Origin of the sequence: Streptomyces sp. NPDC088766 (genome assembly GCF_044750845.1) — a bacterium.
Classification (GTDB): Bacteria; Actinomycetota; Actinomycetes; order Streptomycetales; family Streptomycetaceae; genus Streptomyces.
On sequence record NZ_JBIVKQ010000020.1, the window covers coordinates 68,926 to 86,345 of the forward strand.

Annotated in this window: 13 protein-coding genes and 1 pseudogene; 2 read left to right on the plus strand and 12 right to left on the minus strand. The window is 72.2% G+C overall.

Going from position 1 to position 17,420, the window contains the following annotated elements; all coding sequences use genetic code 11:
- Nucleotides 1–111: 111 nt before the first annotated feature.
- From ACIP5W_RS25370 to ACIP5W_RS25420, 11 genes are all read right to left on the minus strand, one after another.
- Nucleotides 112–1,464, minus strand: a complete 1,353-nt coding sequence (locus tag ACIP5W_RS25370; RefSeq protein ID WP_401477822.1) for a hypothetical protein — start codon at nucleotides 1,462–1,464, stop codon at nucleotides 112–114.
- Nucleotides 1,465–1,740: 276 nt separating this feature from the next.
- A complete protein-coding gene (cimA, locus tag ACIP5W_RS25375; RefSeq protein WP_401477825.1) occupies nucleotides 1,741–3,345 on the minus strand; it encodes a citramalate synthase in 1,605 nt (534 codons plus the stop codon).
- Nucleotides 3,346–3,673: 328 nt separating this feature from the next.
- Complete coding sequence (locus tag ACIP5W_RS25380) at nucleotides 3,674–4,285, minus strand: TetR/AcrR family transcriptional regulator (RefSeq protein ID WP_401477828.1); 612 nt, start codon at nucleotides 4,283–4,285, stop codon at nucleotides 3,674–3,676.
- Nucleotides 4,266–5,333: an agmatine/peptidylarginine deiminase gene (locus ACIP5W_RS25385; protein ID WP_401477831.1), complete on the minus strand. Its 1,068-nt coding sequence runs from the start codon at nucleotides 5,331–5,333 to the stop codon at nucleotides 4,266–4,268. The genes ACIP5W_RS25380 and ACIP5W_RS25385 overlap by 20 nt, the downstream gene beginning before the upstream one ends.
- 11 nt (nucleotides 5,334–5,344) lie before the next feature.
- On the minus strand, nucleotides 5,345–7,054 hold the full coding sequence (locus ACIP5W_RS25390) for an urease subunit alpha (protein ID WP_401477834.1): 1,710 nt from the start codon (nucleotides 7,052–7,054) through the stop codon (nucleotides 5,345–5,347).
- Nucleotides 7,051–7,755 (minus strand): urease subunit gamma, encoded by a 705-nt coding sequence (gene ureA / locus ACIP5W_RS25395; protein WP_401477837.1) that lies wholly within the window; start codon nucleotides 7,753–7,755, stop codon nucleotides 7,051–7,053. Before ureA ends, ACIP5W_RS25390 begins: the two co-directional genes overlap by 4 nt.
- A gap of 199 nt (nucleotides 7,756–7,954) precedes the next feature.
- Nucleotides 7,955–9,043, minus strand: a complete 1,089-nt coding sequence (locus ACIP5W_RS25400; protein WP_401477840.1) for a branched-chain amino acid aminotransferase — start codon at nucleotides 9,041–9,043, stop codon at nucleotides 7,955–7,957.
- Nucleotides 9,044–9,289: 246 nt separating this feature from the next.
- Nucleotides 9,290–10,333, minus strand: coding sequence for a 3-isopropylmalate dehydrogenase (locus ACIP5W_RS25405; protein ID WP_401477843.1), 1,044 nt, complete (start codon nucleotides 10,331–10,333; stop codon nucleotides 9,290–9,292).
- Between the two features lie 184 nt (nucleotides 10,334–10,517).
- Entirely contained in the window at nucleotides 10,518–10,649 is a 132-nt protein-coding gene (locus ACIP5W_RS25410; protein WP_401477846.1) for a hypothetical protein, read from the minus strand.
- A 355-nt stretch (nucleotides 10,650–11,004) separates the two neighbouring features.
- The gene (gene pruA, locus ACIP5W_RS25415; protein ID WP_401477849.1) at nucleotides 11,005–12,636 is read right to left on the minus strand and encodes an L-glutamate gamma-semialdehyde dehydrogenase; all 1,632 of its coding nucleotides are present in this window, start codon (nucleotides 12,634–12,636) and stop codon (nucleotides 11,005–11,007) included.
- 197 nt (nucleotides 12,637–12,833) lie between these two features.
- On the minus strand, nucleotides 12,834–13,760 hold the full coding sequence (locus ACIP5W_RS25420) for a proline dehydrogenase family protein (RefSeq protein ID WP_401477852.1): 927 nt from the start codon (nucleotides 13,758–13,760) through the stop codon (nucleotides 12,834–12,836).
- A 164-nt stretch (nucleotides 13,761–13,924) separates the two neighbouring features.
- On the opposite strand from ACIP5W_RS25420, the gene ACIP5W_RS25425 reads away from it, so the two are divergent.
- Both ACIP5W_RS25425 and ACIP5W_RS25430 read left to right on the plus strand, forming a co-directional pair.
- Nucleotides 13,925–15,112 (plus strand): PucR family transcriptional regulator, encoded by a 1,188-nt coding sequence (locus ACIP5W_RS25425; RefSeq protein WP_401477855.1) that lies wholly within the window; start codon nucleotides 13,925–13,927, stop codon nucleotides 15,110–15,112.
- A gap of 124 nt (nucleotides 15,113–15,236) precedes the next feature.
- A pseudogene (locus ACIP5W_RS25430) lies at nucleotides 15,237–15,452 on the plus strand (MFS transporter); the annotation flags it as partial.
- Nucleotides 15,453–15,539: 87 nt separating this feature from the next.
- On the opposite strand, the gene serA reads toward ACIP5W_RS25430, so the two are convergent.
- Nucleotides 15,540–17,129 (minus strand): phosphoglycerate dehydrogenase, encoded by a 1,590-nt coding sequence (gene serA / locus ACIP5W_RS25435; RefSeq protein WP_401477858.1) that lies wholly within the window; start codon nucleotides 17,127–17,129, stop codon nucleotides 15,540–15,542.
- Between the last annotated feature and the right edge of the window lie 291 nt (nucleotides 17,130–17,420).

Sequence of the window (17,420 nt, forward strand, 5' to 3'; positions counted from 1 at the left end):
GATGGCCGGTGGTAGGTGGCCGGTGGTAGGTGGTACGCAGTGGGCGATCCACGGTCTGCAGCCTGCTGCCGACGGTGGACGGTCGACCAGCCGGAAAGCAGCGGTCAGCGGTCAGAAACCTCCCCCGAAGTCCCCTCCGCCCCCGAAGTCCCCTCCCCCGCCGCCGCCGAAGTCACCGAAGCTGCCGGTGTCGAAGTCGGCTCCGGACACGTCGCCGCCCTCGTAGCCGCCACCGAAGTCGCCGTAGCCGCTGCCGTAGTCGGAGGCGTAGGAGGGGGTGGCCATCAGGCCGCCGAGCATCGTGCCGACGAGCAGGCCGGGCAGCAGGCCGCCGCCGAAGTAGCCGCCCGCCCAGGGGCCGTAGGCCGGGCCCGCCTCCCAGTAGGGGCGGCGGCCGTAGTCGGTGTCGACCTCGCGGACCACGGGGTCGCGGCCGTCCGCGAGCCGGGTGCGGTCCGCCGCACAGACCGGGACCTCGCGGGCGGCCCCGCCGGGCGGGGTCCAGGCGGCGTCGGCGACGGAGGGGCCGTGGCGCGGGTCGAAGAAGCACGGCGGGCGGCGCTCGGGCAGCGGTTCGCCGGCCCGGCGGGCGGCGAGCCGGGCCAGGGTGAAGCGGCCGTCCTCCAGGACCTCGGTGACGGGGCGCACGTCCTGCGGTCCCGTCGCGTCCGCCATGTACGACTTGGCCTTCTCGTAGGCGTCCAGGGCGTGTTCGTAGTCGCCGCGCATCGCGTCGTCGGCGCCGGGCTCGGCCGGGTGGAAGTCGAGCCGGTCGAGTTCCTCGCCGAAGGCGGTGATGTCCTCGTCGACGACGACCCGGAGCCGTTCCAGGGCGGCCCGCTGCTCCTGAGCGTGCCGCCGGCGGCTGCGCCGCACGAGGGTGTACGCGCCGGCGCCGCCGACCGCGACCAGCACGCCCGCGGTGACCAGGCCTGCCGTCGACACCCCGCCGCCGCTGTCCGGGGAACCCCAGCTCGTGGGGGCGGAGCCGCCCATGTTGGCGAGGGCCCGGTCGGTGAAGTCGTTCAGCTGGACGGTGGCGTCGCTCTCGCCCTGGACACTGGTGACGAGGTTGCGCACGGCGGCCGTCGGCAGGACCGAGGAGTCGGCGCGGGCGTCGAAGCGGTCGCCGAGGCGGATCGCGTAGAGGCCGGTCACGCCGGTGGCGGTGCGCAGGTCGGTGAACAGGTTCTCCGTCGGGTAGCCGGCGGGGAGGACGGCGACGAAGAGGGGTTTGCCGGCGTCCTCGATCTTCTTGCGGAGGGCGCGGGCGTCCGGCTGGGAGAGCTGGGCGGACGCCGCCGGGTCGACGTAGACGGGGCTCTCGCGCAGGGCCGCGGCGATCGTCGACACCCTGGTCTCGGCCGCGGCGCGCGGGGCGCCCGCCGACAGCAGCGTCAGGGCGGCGAGCGCCAGTACGAGGAGCAGTCCGGCGAGGCCTCGGGTCGAAAGTGCGACCTTCATACTTCGAAGCTACCTCGTATGACGACAAAGCAGGGCACCCGGAGCGAGACCCGGGCCCCGCGGTCCACCTCCGCCGGATTCCGCGGCGCCTCTCCTCGGCGTCCGTTCGGCGGCCCGTCGGCGGCGCCCGGCCGGCGGCGCCTCCTTCACCGGCACCGCGGCCTGGCCGATGAACGGCAGCGGTGCCCTCCGCCAACGGCGCCCGGGCCCAGATGTGGAGCTGCACGGGCGCCGCCGACCAGAAGTGGGCCCTGCGGTGATCCCGGTGGCCCCGGCCTACTCGGCCGGGGCCACCCCCGCCCGCAGCAGACCGTAGGTATAGGCGTCCTCCAGGGCCTGCCAGGACGCGGCGATCACGTTCTCGGCGACGCCCACCGTGGACCACTCGCCGCTGCCGTCGGTGGTGGAGATCAGGACGCGGGTCGTGGACTGGGTGCCGTGCACGCCTTCCAGGATGCGGACCTTGTAGTCCACCAGCTCCAGCTTGGCGAGCTGGGGGTAGATCTTCTCCAGGGCCACGCGCAGGGCGCGGTCGAGGGCGTTGACCGGGCCGTTGCCCTCCGCGGTGGCGACGATGCGCTCACCCTTGGCCCACAGCTTGACGGTGGCCTCGTTGGCGTGGGTGCCGTCGGGGCGGTCCTCGACGATGGCCCGCCAGGACTCGACGTCGAAGTACTTCAGCGGCCGGCCCTCGACCTCTGCGCGCAGCAGCAGCTCGAAGCTGGCGTCGGCCGCCTCGTAGGTGTAGCCCTTCAGCTCGCGTTCCTTGACCCGGTCGACGACGCGGCCGACCAGCTCGCGGTCGCCGCCCAGGTCGATGCCGAGCTCCTTGCCCTTCAGCTCCACCGAGGCGCGGCCGGCCATGTCGGAGACGAGCATCCGCATGGTGTTGCCGACCAGTTCGGGGTCGATGTGCTGGTACAGGTCCGGGTCGACCTTGATGGCGGAGGCGTGCAGGCCGGCCTTGTGGGCGAAGGCGGAGACTCCCACGTACGGCTGGTGGGTGGAGGGCGTGAGGTTGACGACCTCGGCGATGGCGTGCGAGATGCGGGTCATCTCGCGCAGCCGGCCCTCGGGGAGGACCTTCTTGCCGTACTTCAGCTCCAGCGCGGCGACGACCGGGAACAGGTTGGCGTTGCCGACGCGCTCGCCGTAGCCGTTGGCCGTGCACTGCACGTGGGTGGCGCCCGCGTCCACGGCGGCGAGGGTGTTGGCGACCGCGCAGCCGGTGTCGTCCTGGGCGTGGATGCCGAGGCGGGCGCCGGTGTCGGCGAGGACGGTGGAGACGACGGCCTGGATCTGCGCGGGGAGCATGCCGCCGTTGGTGTCGCAGAGGACGACGACGTCCGCGCCGGCCTCCGCCGCCGTCCGGACGACGGCCTTGGCGTACTCGGGGTTCGCGCGGTAGCCGTCGAAGAAGTGCTCGCAGTCGACGAAGACGCGGCGGCCCTGCTCCTTGAGGAAGGACACCGTGTCGCCGACCATCGCCAGGTTCTCGTCGAGCGTGGTGCGCAGCGCCAGTTCCACGTGCCGGTCGTGCGACTTGGCCACCAGCGTGATCACGTCGGCGCCCGCGTCGAGGAGTGCCTTGACCTGGGGGTCCTCACAGGCCTTGGCGCCGGCCCGGCGGGTGGCGCCGAAGGCGACGAGCTGGGCGTGCCGGAAGTCGATCTCCTGCCGCGCCCGGGCGAAGAACTCGGTGTCGCGCGGGTTGGCGCCGGGCCAGCCGCCCTCGATGAAGCCGACGCCGAACTCGTCCAGGTGCCGTGCGATCGCGAGCTTGTCGGCGACCGTGAGGTTGATGCCCTCGCGCTGGGCGCCGTCGCGCAGGGTGGTGTCGAAGACGTGGAACGAGTCGTCGAGCTCGCTGGTTTCCGTCATGGTCTCAAGGCTCCTGTTTTGGATCTCGGTCTACCGGAATGACCGGCTCCACCGTCCCCCCATGGTCCCTCGCGCCTGTCTCCCGGCTGAAGGTGGGCCAGGAAAACGAAAAACCCCTCGCGGGTGCGAGAGGTCTGCGCGCGGGTCGAGGACGACGATGGCCGCCCGTACCTGGTCGTACGTGGCGGTCACTGCGGACCGGCGCGCCTGCTGCCAATAATCGTGGCGAACGAGAGCACGAGGGGAGTGTGGCACAGGGCAGCCCCGCGCTCACCGACTGTCTCAGGATGCGAGCAGAGTGTCCGTCACGATGCGAGCAGGGTGTCGGTCACGATGCGAGCAGGGTGTCGGTCACGAATTCCGTCACGTGCCCGATGACCTGCTCTCGGCCGGTGCCGCGCAGCCCGATCGCCACATGGATGGAGAAGCCGTCGAGCAGCGCCCGCAGCCGGGTGGCGAACCGGTCGGGGTCGACGGGGCGGAACTCGCCGCGGGAGACGCCCTCCGCCAGCAGTGCCACCAGGTCGCGGTGCCAGGCGCCCTCGATGGCCGCCTGCCGGTCGCGGGCGTCCGCGTCGGCGGCGGCGTTCTGCGAGCGGTTCCAGACCTCCAGCCACAGGGTCCAGTGCGGGTCGCGGTGGCCGTCGGGGACGTACAGGTCGACGTAGGCGTCGAGCCGCTCGCGGGCCGTGGCCCGGCCGGTCAGCAGCCGGCCGCGCTCGGCGCCGAGGCGGCCCTCGCTCCACTCCAGGGCCTGCAGGAGCAGTTCGTCCTTGGAGCGGAAGTAGTAGAGGAGGTGCCCGCTGCTCATCCCCACCTCGCGTCCGAGCGCCGCCATGGTGAGCTTCTCCAGACCGCGCTCGGCGATCATCGCCATGGCGGCGGCGAGGACGTCCTCGCGGGGCGGGGCGTGCCTGCGCTCACGTGCCGCACCGGGCATCGGGACTCCTGTGGGTCTTCGGCTGCTGTTGCGTGATGCAGTGGATGCCACCGCCACCGGAGAAGATCGTACGGGCGTCGACCAGCGTCACCGTCCGGTCCGGGAACAGCCGGCGGAAGACGCCGGCCGCGATCTCGTCGCGCGGGTCGTCGAAGCCGCACAGGACGACCCCGCCGTTGCAGAGGTAGTGGTTGATGTAGGAGTAGTCGGCCCAGTGGCCGTCGGCCTCCAGGACGGTGGGCGCCGGGACCTCGACGACCTCCAGCCGGCGCCCGCGGGCGTCGGTCTGCGCCCGCAGCAGGCCGACGACCTCCTTCGTCACCTCGTGGTCCGGGTGCGCGGGGTCCGGCTGGCTGTGGGCGACGACCACGCCGGGGCGGGCGAACGCGGCGACGATGTCGACGTGGCCGAGGGTGCCGAAGCCGTGCGGGGGATAGTCGCCGGTGAGGCCGCGCGGCAGCCAGATCGCCTTGCGGGTGCCGAGCTGGGCGTGGATCTCCGCCTCGACCTGTGCGCGGGTCCAGTGCGGGTTGCGCTCGGGGCCGAGCTGGACGGTCTCCGTCAGCAGCACCGTCCCCTCGCCGTCGACGTGGATCGCCCCGCCCTCGTTGACCAGGCTCGAGGCGTACGTCCTCGCCCCCGCGAGGTCCGAGACGTACGCGGCGATCTTCGCGTCGTGCTCCCAGCGGGCCCAGCCCTGGGCGCCCCACCCGTTGAACGTCCAGTCCACGGCAGCCAGTTCGCGCCCGTTCGTGAGGAACGTGGGGCCGATGTCGCGCATCCAGGCGTCGTCCAGGTCCCGCTCGACCGTGTCGACGCCGTCCCCCAGCAGGGCGCGCGCCTCGGCCGACTGTCCCGGTCCGCACACCACCGTCACCGGCTCGAAGCGGCGCACCGCACGGGCGACCGACGCCCAGGCGGCACGGGAGGCGGCGAGGCCTTCGGGGTCGTCGAAGGTGGGGTTGGGGGACGGCCAGGCCATCCAGGTGCGCTCGTGCGGGGCCCATTCGGCGGGCATCCGGAAGCCGTCGGCGGCGGCCTTGCTCATCGGGGAGGTCCTCACAGGAAGTAGAGGCGGTTGAGGGAGACGGAGTCGGCCGGCTCGGAGCGGAGCGGTTCTCCGTCGAGGGTGACCAGGCCGGTGCGCCGGTCGACGTCCACCGCTCCGGTACGGGAGTTGAGCCGCAGGTCGGCGGGGCCGATGCCACGGGTGCCGCGGACGGCGACCCGGCGCCGGCGGGTCGGCATCCGGTCGTTGCCCCGGTCCAGCGCGGCCCGCGCGACGAAGGCCACCGAGAGGTCGGCGGGCGTGGCGCCGTACGCGCCGAACTGCGGTCCCAGGACGAGGGGTTCGCAGGTGTCGGTGGCCGCGCCCGGATCGCCGACGACGCCGTACGCCGGGAAGCCGGCCTTGAGGACGAGCTGCGGCTTGGCCCCGAAGTACTCGGGGCGCCACAGCACGATGTCGGCGAGCTTGCCGGTCTCGAGGGAGCCGACCTCGTGCGACAGCCCGTGCGCGATGGCGGGGTTGATGGTCAGTTTCGCGATGTAGCGCAGGACGCGGTCGTTGTCGTGCTCGGCCGGGGCGCCGAACTCGGCCTTCATCTTCCCGGCCATCGCGAACGTACGGCGGACGGTCTCGCCCGCCCGGCCCATGCCCTGCGCGTCGGAGGAGGTGATGCCGATCGCGCCCAGGTCGTGCAGGACGTCCTCGGCGCCCATGGTCCCGGCGCGGATGCGGTCACGGGCCATGGCGGCGTCGCCGGGCAGGTCGGTCTTCAGGTCGTGGACCGAGACGATCATGCCGTAGTGCTCGGCGACCGCGTCCCGGCCGAACGGCAGGGTGGGGTTGGTGGAGGAGCCGATGACGTGCGGGACTCCCGCCATCTTCAGCACGTTCGGCACGTGTCCGCCGCCGCAGCCCTCGATGTGGAAGGCGTGGATCGTGCGGCCCTCCAGCACGCTCAGGGTGTCCTCGACGGACAGGCACTCGTTCAACCCGTCGCTGTGCAGAGCTACTTGCACGTCGTGCTCCTCGGCGACCCGCAACGCCGTGTCGAGCGCCCGGGTGTGGGCGCCCATGTCCTCGTGGACCTTGAAGCCGGACGCGCCGCCCTCGGCGAGCGCCTCGACGAGCGGGTCCGGCGAGGAGGAGGAACCCCGGCCCAGGAAGCCGATGTTGACCGGCCAGGCGTCGAAGGCGCTGAACGCGTGCCGCAGCGCCCAGGGCGAGTTGACGCCGACGCCCCACACCGGCCCGAACTCCTGCCCGATGACCGTGGTCACGCCGGAGGCCAGCGAGGCCTCCATGATCCGCGGCGACAGCAGGTGGACGTGCGTGTCGACGGCACCGGCGGTGGCGATCAGCCCCTCGCCGGACACGATCGACGTGCCCGTGCCGACGACCACGTCGACCCCGTCGAGGGTGTCGGGGTTCCCGGCCCGCCCGATCGAGTGGATCCGGCCCTCGCGGATGCCGATGGACACCTTGCGGACGCCCTGCACGGCGTCGATCACGACGACGTTGCTGATGACGACGTCGCAGGTCTCACGCACGGCGGCGGCCTTCAGGTGCAGTCCGTCGCGGGCGGTCTTGCCGAACCCGGCGAGGAACTCGTCGCCGGGGCGCTGGGAGTCGGACTCGACGCGGATCACCAGCCCGGAGTCGCCGAGCCGGAGGCGGTCGCCCGCGCGCGGGCCGTGGGTGGCGGCGTACTCGTACGGGGTGAGGCGGCGGGCCTCGGCGGGGTGTCCTGCGGGGCGGCTCATCGTCCGCGCTCCTCGTCCGTCGTTCCCGGTACGCCGAGATAGCCGCAGGCGGCGGCCCTGCGCAGGGCCTCTTCCCGGGCTCCCGGCGCGTCCAGCGGCCCGTCCACCAGGCCGGCGAAGCCGATGGCGATCCGGTCGCCCCCGATGGGGACCAGTCCGACCTCGCCGCGCTCGCCCGGTCCGAAGCGCACGGAGGAGCCGGCGGGGACGGCGAGCCGCATGCCGTAGGCGGCCGAGCGGTCGAAGCGCAGGCGCGGGTTGGCCTCGAAGAAGTGGAAGTGCGAGGTGACGGAGACGGGCACGTCCGCGGTGTTGGTGACCGTCAGCCGGACCGCCGCCCCGGCTTCGGCGTGCTCGGGCCCCGGCAGCAGCGCGCCGGGCGCCCCGGCCCCGAGACCGCCCCCGATCGGGTCGGAGACCACCGCGAGCCGGGAACCGTCGTCGAAGACGGCCTCGACGTGCACCTCCGTGACGACGTCGGCGACGCCCGGCAGGACGTCGCCGGGGCCGAGGACCGCGCGGGCGCGCTCGATCGCCTCGGCGAGCCGGGCGCCGTCGCGGGCGGCCTCGCAGACGGCGTCCGCGATCAGCGCGGTGGCCTCCGGCACGTTCAGCCGCAGGCCGCGGGCGCGGCGGGCACGGGCCAGCTCGGCGGCACCGAAGAGCAGCAGCCGGTCCCGTTCCGTCGGAGTCAGTCTCACGCCGGGACACCTCCTCGCATCCTCTGGATTAGAGCGTCACTCTAACCCATTGGGACCCACTCCATGGGCTTCTTGACGCACAGGCGCTCATTGAATTGAGCGTTGTTCAAACGAGAGTGCGAGGGCGAGCAGTGCGAGGGCATGCGAAAGGGCCGCCCCGGACTCGTGTCCGGGGCGGCCCTGGCGGGGACGGGGGTGGTCAGCCGATCGTGTGCATCCAGCCGTGCCGGTCCTCGGTCTTCCCGCGCTGGATGTCGAGAAGCGCCTCGCGCAGCTTCACGGTGACCGGGCCGGGCTCGCCGCCGGAGTGCTGCCAGTCGGCGCCGGCGCGCTTGACGGTGCCCACGGGGGTGATGACCGCGGCCGTGCCGCAGGCGAAGACCTCCGTCAGGGTGCCGTTCGCGGCGTCGCCCTGCCACTGTTCGAGGGAGACGCGGCGCTCCTCGGACTCGAACCCGAGGTCGCGGGCGACCTGCAGGAGGGAGTCGCGGGTGACGCCCTCCAGGATGGAGCCGGTGAGGGTCGGCGTGACGATCTTGTCGCCGTACACGAAGTACAGGTTCATGCCGCCGAGTTCCTCGACCCAGCGGTGCTCGACCGCGTCGAGGTAGCAGACCTGGTCGCAGCCCTCGGCGGCGGCCTCGGCCTGGGCGAGCAGGGAGGCCGCGTAGTTGCCGCCGGTCTTGGCGTCGCCCATGCCGCCCGGGACGGCACGCACGCGGTCCTCCGAGACCCAGATGGAGACCGGCTTCACCCCGCCGGCGAAGTAGGCGCCGGCCGGCGAGGCGATGACGAGGAACAGGTACTCGTTCGCGGGCTTCACCCCCAGACCGACCTCGGTCGCGATCATGAAGGGGCGCAGGTAGAGGGACTCCTCGCCGCCGTGCGCGGGCACCCAGGCCTCGTCCTGGCGGATCAGCGCGTCACAGGCCTCGACGAACGTCTCGACCGGCAGCTCGGGCATGGCGAGACGGCGGGCGGAGCGCTGGAAGCGCTTGGCGTTCTGGTCCGGGCGGAAGGTGGCCACGGAGCCGTCGGGGCGGCGGTAGGCCTTGAGGCCCTCGAAGATCTCCTGGGCGTAGTGCAGGACGTTCGTCGCCGGGTCGAGCGGGATCGGCGCGTACGGGACGAGCTGGCCGTCGTGCCAGCCGCGGCCCTCGGTCCACTTGATCGTCACCATGTGGTCGGTGAAGTGGCGGCCGAACCCGGGGTTCGCCAGGATCGCCGCGCGCTCGGCGTCGGAGAGCGGGCTGGCGGAGGGCTTGAGCTCGATCGTGGGCGTCGTCATGAGTGGTTGTCCTTCACCGGTGTTGTAGTGACGGGCCGCTTTCGTTCCTGTACGCCCAGTGCTGGGACGTCCGAGCATTCCCTCATTCCGCGGCTCCGCGTTCGATTATCGCGCGAGGTCGGCGGTGGAAGAAACGGGGTGAAACGCGACCCGGGGTCGATGGTGGCACCCGGCGGGGGACATGCGAAAGCCGCCGGGTGCGGATGCGACCCGGCGGCTTCGAATGGTTTCGAGGTGGCGCGGGCGTCAGCCGGCTACTCGTACGGCGAGCGCGTCGCCGATCTCGGTGGTGCTGCGGGCCGGCTTGCCGGTGCGCTCCGCCAGGTCGGCGGAGACGGCGTCCTCGATGCGGGCGGCCTCGGACTCGTGGCCGAGGTGACGCAGCAGGAGGGCGACGGACAGGACCGTGGCGGTGGGGTCGGCCTTGCCCTGGCCCGCGATGTCCGGGGCCGAGCCGTGCACGGGCTCGAACATGGACGGGAAGTCGCCGGCGGGGTTGATGTTGCCGCTCGCGGCGACGCCGATGCCGCCGGAGACGGCCGCGGCGAGGTCGGTGATGATGTCGCCGAAGAGGTTGTCGGTGACGATCACGTCGAAGCGGGCGGGGTCCGTGACCAGGTAGATCGTCGCGGCGTCCACGTGAATGTAGTCCGTGGTGACCTCGGGGAACTCCGCGGCGACCTTGTTGAAGATGTTCGTCCACAGGTGGCCCGCGAAGGTCAGCACGTTGTTCTTGTGGACCAGCGTGAGCTTCTTGCGGGGGCGGGCCTGGGCGCGGGCGAAGGCGTCCCGCACCACGCGCTCGACGCCGAAGGCCGTGTTCACGGAGACCTCGGTGGCGACCTCGTGTTCGGTGCCCTTGCGGATGGTGCCGCCGTTGCCGGTGTAGGGGCCCTCGGTGCCCTCGCGCACGACCACGAAGTCGATCTCCGGCTCACCGGCCAGCGGGGTGGCGACGCCCGGCAGGAGCTTCGACGGACGCAGGTTGACGTGGTGGTCGAAGGCGAAGCGGAGCTTGAGCAGGAAGCCGCGCTCCAGCACGCCGGACGGCACCGACGGGTCGCCGATCGCACCGAGCAGGATCGCGTCGTGCTTCTTCAGCGCGTCGAGGTCGGCGTCGGTGAGGGTCTCACCGGTGGCGTGGTAGCGGCGGGCACCGAAGTCGAACTCCTTGGTCTCCAGCTTCACATCCTGCGGAAGGACGGCGGAGAGGACCTTGAGACCCTCGGCCACGACCTCCTGGCCGATGCCGTCACCGGGGATCACTGCGAGATTGATGCTGCGAGACATGTGAGCACCCTACTCGGCGTCCCATGGAATGACATGGACCGTCCGCGATGCGGACACGGCCGGGTGTGCGGCGCGGGTCGCGAAGTCCCGTTCGGAACCCGCGCCGCACCCCGGCACCGGATGCGGCTCCCGGACTGCGGGGAACGGGCCGGCCGGAGCCGGCCGGTGAGCGGTCGGCGGCCGGTCAGTGGCCGGTCTCGCCGCCGTTGTCACGGCGGTCGAGGGCGCGCTGGAGAGCCGCGGCGGCGTTCTTGCGGTCGGACTCGCTCGTACGGGAGGCGTGGCGGACGCGGCGGCGGACGGTCTTCTCGGCCATGGGAAATCGACTCCATTCGCGGAACCAGGAAGTTCGGCGGGGTGCGCGACTCCCCCACTGCCTCAAGGGCGTGGGAGGTGCCCCCAGATGGGCCGGGGAGCGGTGCCGCAGGGGTTGCCTGCACGGGCCCGGCTCACGACCGCCATTCGCTTGGTCGAGCGAGACGTTCGGCTCCTACAAAACTAAGGGAGGAGCACGCGCCTGTCTCCACAATTACTCGGACTTCCTACTATCTGAGACGGCCTCCTGGCCACACCGCTCCGACCTGCGCGTTCGTCAGCGATCAGCGCTCGCCCGGGCACGCCGACGGGCCAGGTCGAAAGGACCTGGCCCGTCGGGGCGGGTGCGGGGGACGTCAGCCCATGTGCGGGTACGTGTAGTCGGTCGGCGGGACCAGCGTCTCCTTGATGGCGCGGGTCAGGGTCCAGCGCATCAGGTTCTGCGGGGCGCCGGCCTTGTCGTCGGTGCCGGAGGCGCGACCGCCGCCGAAGGGCTGCTGGCCGACGACGGCGCCGGTCGACTTGTCGTTGATGTAGAAGTTGCCGGCCGCGTAGCGCAGCTTCTCCATCGTGTGGGCCGCCGCGGCACGGTCGTTCGCGATGACCGACCCGGTGAGGGCGTAGTCGGACACCGACTCCATCTGGGTGAGCATCTCGTCGTACCGGTCGTCCTCGTAGACGTGGACGGCGAGGAACGGGCCGAAGTACTCGGTCGTGAAGACCTCGTTCTCCGGGTCGGTGCACTCGACGACGGTCGGGCGCACGAAGTAGCCGACCGAGTCGTCGTAGCTGCCGCCCGCGACGATCGTGCAGGCCGGGTCCGCCTCGGCGCGGTCGATCGCGGCCTTGTTCTTGGCGAAGGCCCGCTCGTCGATGACCGCGCCCATGAAGTGCGACAGGTCGGTCACGTCACCCATGGTGAGGGAGTCGACCTCGGCGGCGAACTCCTCCTTGAAGCCCGAGTTCCAGATGGACGCCGGGATGTAGGCGCGCGAGGTCGCGGAGCACTTCTGGCCCTGGTACTCGAAGGCACCGCGGGTGAGGGCGGTCTTCAGCACGGCCGGGTCGGCGCTCGGGTGGGCGACGACGAAGTCCTTGCCGCCGGTCTCGCCGACCAGGCGCGGGTAGGAGCGGTACTTCTCGATGTTGGCGCCGACCGTCTTCCACAGGTACTGGAAGGTCTTCGTCGAGCCGGTGAAGTGGATGCCGGCCAGGTCCCGGTGCTCGAGGGCGACCTCGGACACCGCGATGCCGTCACCGGTGACGAGGTTGATGACGCCCTTGGGCAGCCCGGCCTCCTCCAGGAGCCGCATCAGCAGCACCGCGGCGTGGGTCTGCGTCGGGGACGGCTTCCAGACCACCACGTTGCCCATCAGCGCGGGCGCGGTGGGCAGGTTGCCCGCGATCGCCGTGAAGTTGAACGGCGTGATCGCGTAGACGAAGCCCTCCAGCGGACGGTGGTCCAGCCGGTTCCACACGCCCGGGGAGTTCGCCGGGGGCTGCTCGGCGAGGATCTGGCGGGCGTAGGCGACGTTGAAGCGCCAGAAGTCGACCAGTTCGCAGGGGGTGTCGATCTCGGCCTGCTGGGCGGTCTTCGACTGGCCGAGCATGGTGGAGGCCGCGAGGGTCTCGCGCCAGGGGCCGGCCAGTAGTTCGGCGGCGCGCAGGATGATCGCGGCGCGGTCGTCGAAGGACATCGCGCGCCAGGCGGGCGCGGCGGCGAGGGCCGCGTCGATGGCGTCCTGGGCGTCCTGCCGGGTGGCGTTGGCGTAGGTACCCAGGCGTGCCTTGTGGTTGTGCGGCTGCACGACGTCGAAGCGCTCGCCGCCGCCCATCCGCTTCTCGCCGCCGATGGTCATCGGCAGGTCGATCGGATTGTCGGCCAGCTCCTTGAGCCTGGCCTCCAGCCTGGCACGCTCGGGCGAGCCGGGTGCGTAGCCGTGCACCGGCTCGTTGACGGGGGTGGGGACCTGGGTCACAGCGTCCATGGGATCCGTAACTCCTTGTACGTGAGCGGGTGTTGCGTGGAGGCGGGCGGGAGGGGGAACCGTCTCAGCCCTTGCTGACCATCGAGCGCAGGAAGAACCGCAGGTTGGCCGGCTTCTCCGCGAGACGCCTCATGCTGCGTCTCCCCGGGGGACAACCCCCGGACCCCCGGCCGGAGCCGCGGCACGGCCTCATCGCGTCAGCCATGGCCGATCATGCTCCGCAGGAAGAACCGCAGGTTGGCCGGCTTCTCCGCGAGACGCCTCATGAAGTAGCCGTACCAGTCGGTGCCGTAGGCGGTGTAGACGCGCATGCGGTGGCCCTCCGCGGCCAGGCGCAGGTGCTCGTCGCCGCGGATGCCGTAGAGCATCTGGAACTCGTACTCGTCGAGCTTGCGCCCGGCCTTGCGCGCGAGTTCCTGGCCGATGGAGATCAGGCGGGGGTCGTGCGACCCGATCATCGGGTAGCCCTCGCCGTCCATCAGGGTCTTCAGGATGCGGACGTACGCCTTGTCGATCTCGTGCTTGTTCTGGTACGCGACCTCGGCGGGCTCCTTGTAGGCGCCCTTCACGAGCCGGACGCGGCTGCCGCTCTGCGCGAGGCGGCGGGCGTCGGCCTCGGTGCGGAAGAGGTAGGCCTGGATGACGCAGCCGGTCCGCGGGAAGTCCTTCCGCAGCTCCTCGTGGATGGCGAACATCGAGTCGAGGGTGGTGTGGTCCTCGGCGTCCAGGGTGACGGTCGTGCCGATGGCGGCGGCGGCCTCGACGACCGGGCGGACGTTGGCGAGGGCCAGTTCGTGGCCGCCTTCCAGCGCCTGGCCGAACATGGACAGCTTGACGGACATCTCGACCTTCTCGCCGAGGTCGAGGTCCTTGAGGCGGTCCACCAGTTCCAGGTAGGCGTCGCGGGCGGCGGCGGCCTGTCCGGGGGTGGTGATGTCCTCGCCGACGACGTCCATCGTCAGCTCCAGGCCCCCGGCGGTCAGCTCCTCGACGATCGGGACGATGTCGTCCACCGTCTCGCCGGGGATGAAGCGGTCCACGACCTGCTTCGTCACCGGGGCCGCCGAGATCAGGCGTCGCATCCGGTCGCTGCGCGACGCGGCGAGAATCACGGGACCCAGCACGGGGCACCTCCACATACCAACCCATACGAGGCCGCTTCCCGACGATTCGGGAACGGCACGGAGAACCACCGTGAAACCTAAGGATCCCTCCGATCGTCGGCCATCGACAGCTGTCACGCATCCGTGCCGCAGATCTCAGACAGATGTATGAAGCGTTCGCGGGGATGCGGGAGAATGACCGGGTGACGGCGGATTTCAAGGGTGAGTACCAGGAGCTGGTCGACGAGATCTCGGAGCTGCTCGGCGCCCCGGCGACCCTGGAGAACCGCGACTTCGAACTGATCGCCTTCGGCGCCTACGACAGCGAGGACGAGCTGGACGCCGCCGCCCTGGACCCGGTGCGCACCCGTTCGATCCTCACCCGGCGTTCCACCCCGGCGGTCCGGTCCTGGTTCGAGGGCTTCGGCATCACCCGCGCCACGGCCCCGGTCCGCATCCCGCCGACCCCGGAGGCCGGCGTCCACCGGGGCCGCGTCTGCCTCCCGGTGCGCCACCGGGGGGTGGTCCTCGGCTACGTCTGGCTGCTGGACGGCGACCCGGGGCCCTCCGACGACCAGCTGGCGGGCGCGATGGAGGTGGCGGGACGGATCGGCGCACTGCTGGCCGACGAGGCCCAGCACGGCGCCGACCTCACCCGCGAGCTGCGGGCGGTGCTGGCCGCCGACCGGGGCTGGCAGCGGGACATGGCGGTGGCGGAACTGCGCACCGCGCTCGGCGCCCGCGCGGACGGCCCGCACACGGTGGTGTGCGTGGCGCCCTGGCCCTCGGCCGACCCCGACGACGCGCCGTCCCTGCGCACGCTGCCCGGCGCGGAGGCCCTGTGCACGGTGCCGTGGGGGGTGGACGGTCAGTGCCTGGCGGTGCTGGTCCGGCTGCGCTCGGCCGAGGCCCCGGCCCCGGCGACCTCGGTGGCGGGACGGCTGCTGGAGCGGGCCGGCGGGGCGGCCGCCGCCGGGGTCGCGGCGGGGCGGGCGGGCCTCGCGGAGCTGGGGGCGGCCTGGCGGGAGGCGTCGGCGGCGGCCCGGGCGGCGCTGGCGGAGCCGCGCCTCGGCCCGACCGCCGCGTGGGCGTCGATCGGGCCCTACCGGCTGCTGACCTCGCTGCCGCCCGGCTCCGCCCACGACCCCGCCGTACGGGCCCTGTCGACGCCGGCCCACCGTGAACTGGCCCGCACCGCCGAGGCGTACCTGGACTGCGCGGGCCAGGCGGGGCGCACGGCGGCCGAGTTGGGGATCCACCGGCAGACGCTGTACTACCGGCTGTCGCGGGTGGAGCAGCTGACAGGACTGGACCTGGACGACGGCGAGGACCGGCTGCTGCTGCACATGGCCCTCAAGGCGCGGCGGCTCTGAGCCCACACCCGTCCGGGATCGCGCGGCCGCGCTCCTCGACCGCACCGGTCCCGGCCACCTGTCCGTCCGTCACGACCGCTCCGTGGTACGGCACTTCGCGGACCGGGGGGGCTGGTCCGTGGTCGGGCGTCTGGCGGTGGCCGACCGGGTGCCGGGCCTCGCCACGGCCGCCCGGGAGGCGTTCACCCGCGGGATGCAGGGGGCGGCGGTCACGGGGGCCGTGCTGCTGGCGGGTGCCGCGGTGCCGGCGGCGGTCACGCTGCGGCGGGCCGAGGTGCGCGAGCGGACATGCGAAACCCCGGACCTGCCGAGCGCGCCCGGCCGGTCCGGGGAAGCCTGAGGACGAGGCCCCGGTCCGGGGACGGGGCGAGGGGCCGGGGACGGGGCGAGGGTCCGGGGACGGCGGCCCCGGACCCTCGCGCGCACGTCAGACCAGGTTCACCGCACGCGCGGACGTCGCGCCGATCTCCGCGGCGACCTCGCCGAGGACCCCGGCGGGCACCGCATCGTCCACGGTGAGCACGGCGAGCGCCTCGCCACCGACGGCCGCGCGGGCGACCTGCATGCCGGCGATGTTGATGCCCGCCTCACCGAGGATGCGCCCGACGGTGCCGACGACACCCGGACGGTCCTCGTAGCGCAGCACCGCCATGTGGTCGGCGAGCGCGAGGTCCACGTCGTACTCACCGACCGCGACGATCTTCTGCAGGTGCTTGGGGCCGGCCAGCGTGCCGGACACCGACACCTCCTCGCCGCTGCCGAGCGTGCCGCGCACGGTGACGACGTTGCGGTGGTCGGCCGACTCCGAGCTAGTCGTCAGCCGCACCTCGACGCCGCGCTCCTGGGCGAACAGCGGGGCGTTGACGTACGACACGGTCTCGTCGACGACGTCCTCGAAGACGCCCTTGAGGGCGGACAGCTCCAGCACCTTCACGTCGTGCTGGGTGATCTCGCCGTAGACCTCGACGTCCAGGCGGACGGCGACCTCACCGGCGAGGGCGGTGAAGATGCGGCCGAGGCGCTCCGCGAGGGGCAGGCCCGGCTTGACGTCCTCGGCGATGACGCCGCCCTGGACGTTCACCGCGTCCGGGACCAGCTCGCCGGCGAGGGCGAGACGCACCGAGCGGGCGACGGCGATGCCGGCCTTCTCCTGCGCCTCGTCGGTGGAGGCGCCGAGGTGCGGGGTGGCGACGACCTGGTCGAACTCGAAGAGCGGGGAGTCCGTGCAGGGCTCCTTCGCGTACACGTCGAGGCCGGCGCCGGCGACCCGGCCCTCCTTCAGCGCCGAGTACAGCGCCTCCTCGTCGACGATGCCGCCCCGGGCCGCGTTGACGATCCGCACGCTCGGCTTGACCTTGCGCAGCGCCTCGTCGCCGATCAGGCCGACCGTCTCAGGGGTCTTGGGCAGGTGGACGGTGATGAAGTCGGAGACCTCGAGCAGCTCGTCCAGCGACAGGACCTTGACGCCCATCTGCGCGGCCCGCGCGGGCTGCACGTAGGGGTCGTAGGCGACGACCTTCATGCCGAAGCCGGACATGCGCTGGGCGACGAGCGCGCCGATGCGGCCGAGGCCCACGACGCCGAGGGTCTTCTCGGCCAGCTCCACGCCGGTGTACTTGCTCCGCTTCCACTCGCCGTTCTTCAGCGCGGCGTTGGCCTGCGGAATGTGGCGGGCGGTGGCGAGCAGGAGACCGCAGGCCAGCTCGGCGGCGGTCACGATGTTGGAGGTGGGGGCGTTGACGACCATCACGCCGGCCTTGGTGGCGGCGGAGACGTCCACGTTGTCCAGGCCGACGCCGGCTCGTGCGACGACCCTCAGCTTGTTCGCGGCGGCGATCGCCTCGGCGTCCACCTTGGTGGCGGAGCGGATCAGGATCGCGTCGACGTCGGCGATGGCCGGGAGCAGTTCGGCTCGGTCCGCTCCGTTGCAGTGCCGGATCTCGAAGTCCGGTCCAAGCGCGTCCACGGTCGCGGGCGACAGCTCTTCAGCGATGAGTACGACAGGTTTCGAGCTCACGTGAGTCCTCACAAGTCATGGGGGCACCTCCCATGCCCTCCAGGCTATGGGGGCGCGTGCGGACGGCCGTCCCGACGGCCGCAGGCGGAGGAGGGGCTAGCCGCGTGGAAGACGCACGACGCTGTGGGCCTGACGCGTATTAGTGCAGCAGTGTAGTGCCGCGGCGAGGAGCGCCTTGCGCCTCTGCGGAAGGATCACCCGTCCGTGGCTGGACGGGTTGGACAACACCGTGGCACACGGCGTTACCCGGGGTCAGGGCCTGTCCGCCGGATCCCGCCGGACAGGTCCCGG

Excerpts from the sequence above, each read along its gene's own strand:
- ACIP5W_RS25370 (WP_401477822.1), bottom strand. The coding sequence starts at position 1,464 with ATGAAGGTCGCACTTTCGACCCGAGGCCTCGCCGGACTGCTCCTCGTA.
- cimA (WP_401477825.1), bottom strand. The coding sequence starts at position 3,345 with ATGACGGAAACCAGCGAGCTCGACGACTCGTTCCACGTCTTCGACACC.
- ACIP5W_RS25380 (WP_401477828.1), bottom strand. The coding sequence starts at position 4,285 with ATGCCCGGTGCGGCACGTGAGCGCAGGCACGCCCCGCCCCGCGAGGAC.
- ACIP5W_RS25385 (WP_401477831.1), bottom strand. The coding sequence starts at position 5,333 with ATGAGCAAGGCCGCCGCCGACGGCTTCCGGATGCCCGCCGAATGGGCC.
- ACIP5W_RS25390 (WP_401477834.1), bottom strand. The coding sequence starts at position 7,054 with ATGAGCCGCCCCGCAGGACACCCCGCCGAGGCCCGCCGCCTCACCCCG.
- ACIP5W_RS25400 (WP_401477840.1), bottom strand. The coding sequence starts at position 9,043 with ATGACGACGCCCACGATCGAGCTCAAGCCCTCCGCCAGCCCGCTCTCC.
- ACIP5W_RS25405 (WP_401477843.1), bottom strand. The coding sequence starts at position 10,333 with ATGTCTCGCAGCATCAATCTCGCAGTGATCCCCGGTGACGGCATCGGC.
- ACIP5W_RS25410 (WP_401477846.1), bottom strand. The coding sequence starts at position 10,649 with ATGGCCGAGAAGACCGTCCGCCGCCGCGTCCGCCACGCCTCCCGTACG.
- pruA (WP_401477849.1), bottom strand. The coding sequence starts at position 12,636 with ATGGACGCTGTGACCCAGGTCCCCACCCCCGTCAACGAGCCGGTGCAC.
- ACIP5W_RS25425 (WP_401477855.1), top strand. The coding sequence starts at position 13,925 with ATGCGGGAGAATGACCGGGTGACGGCGGATTTCAAGGGTGAGTACCAG.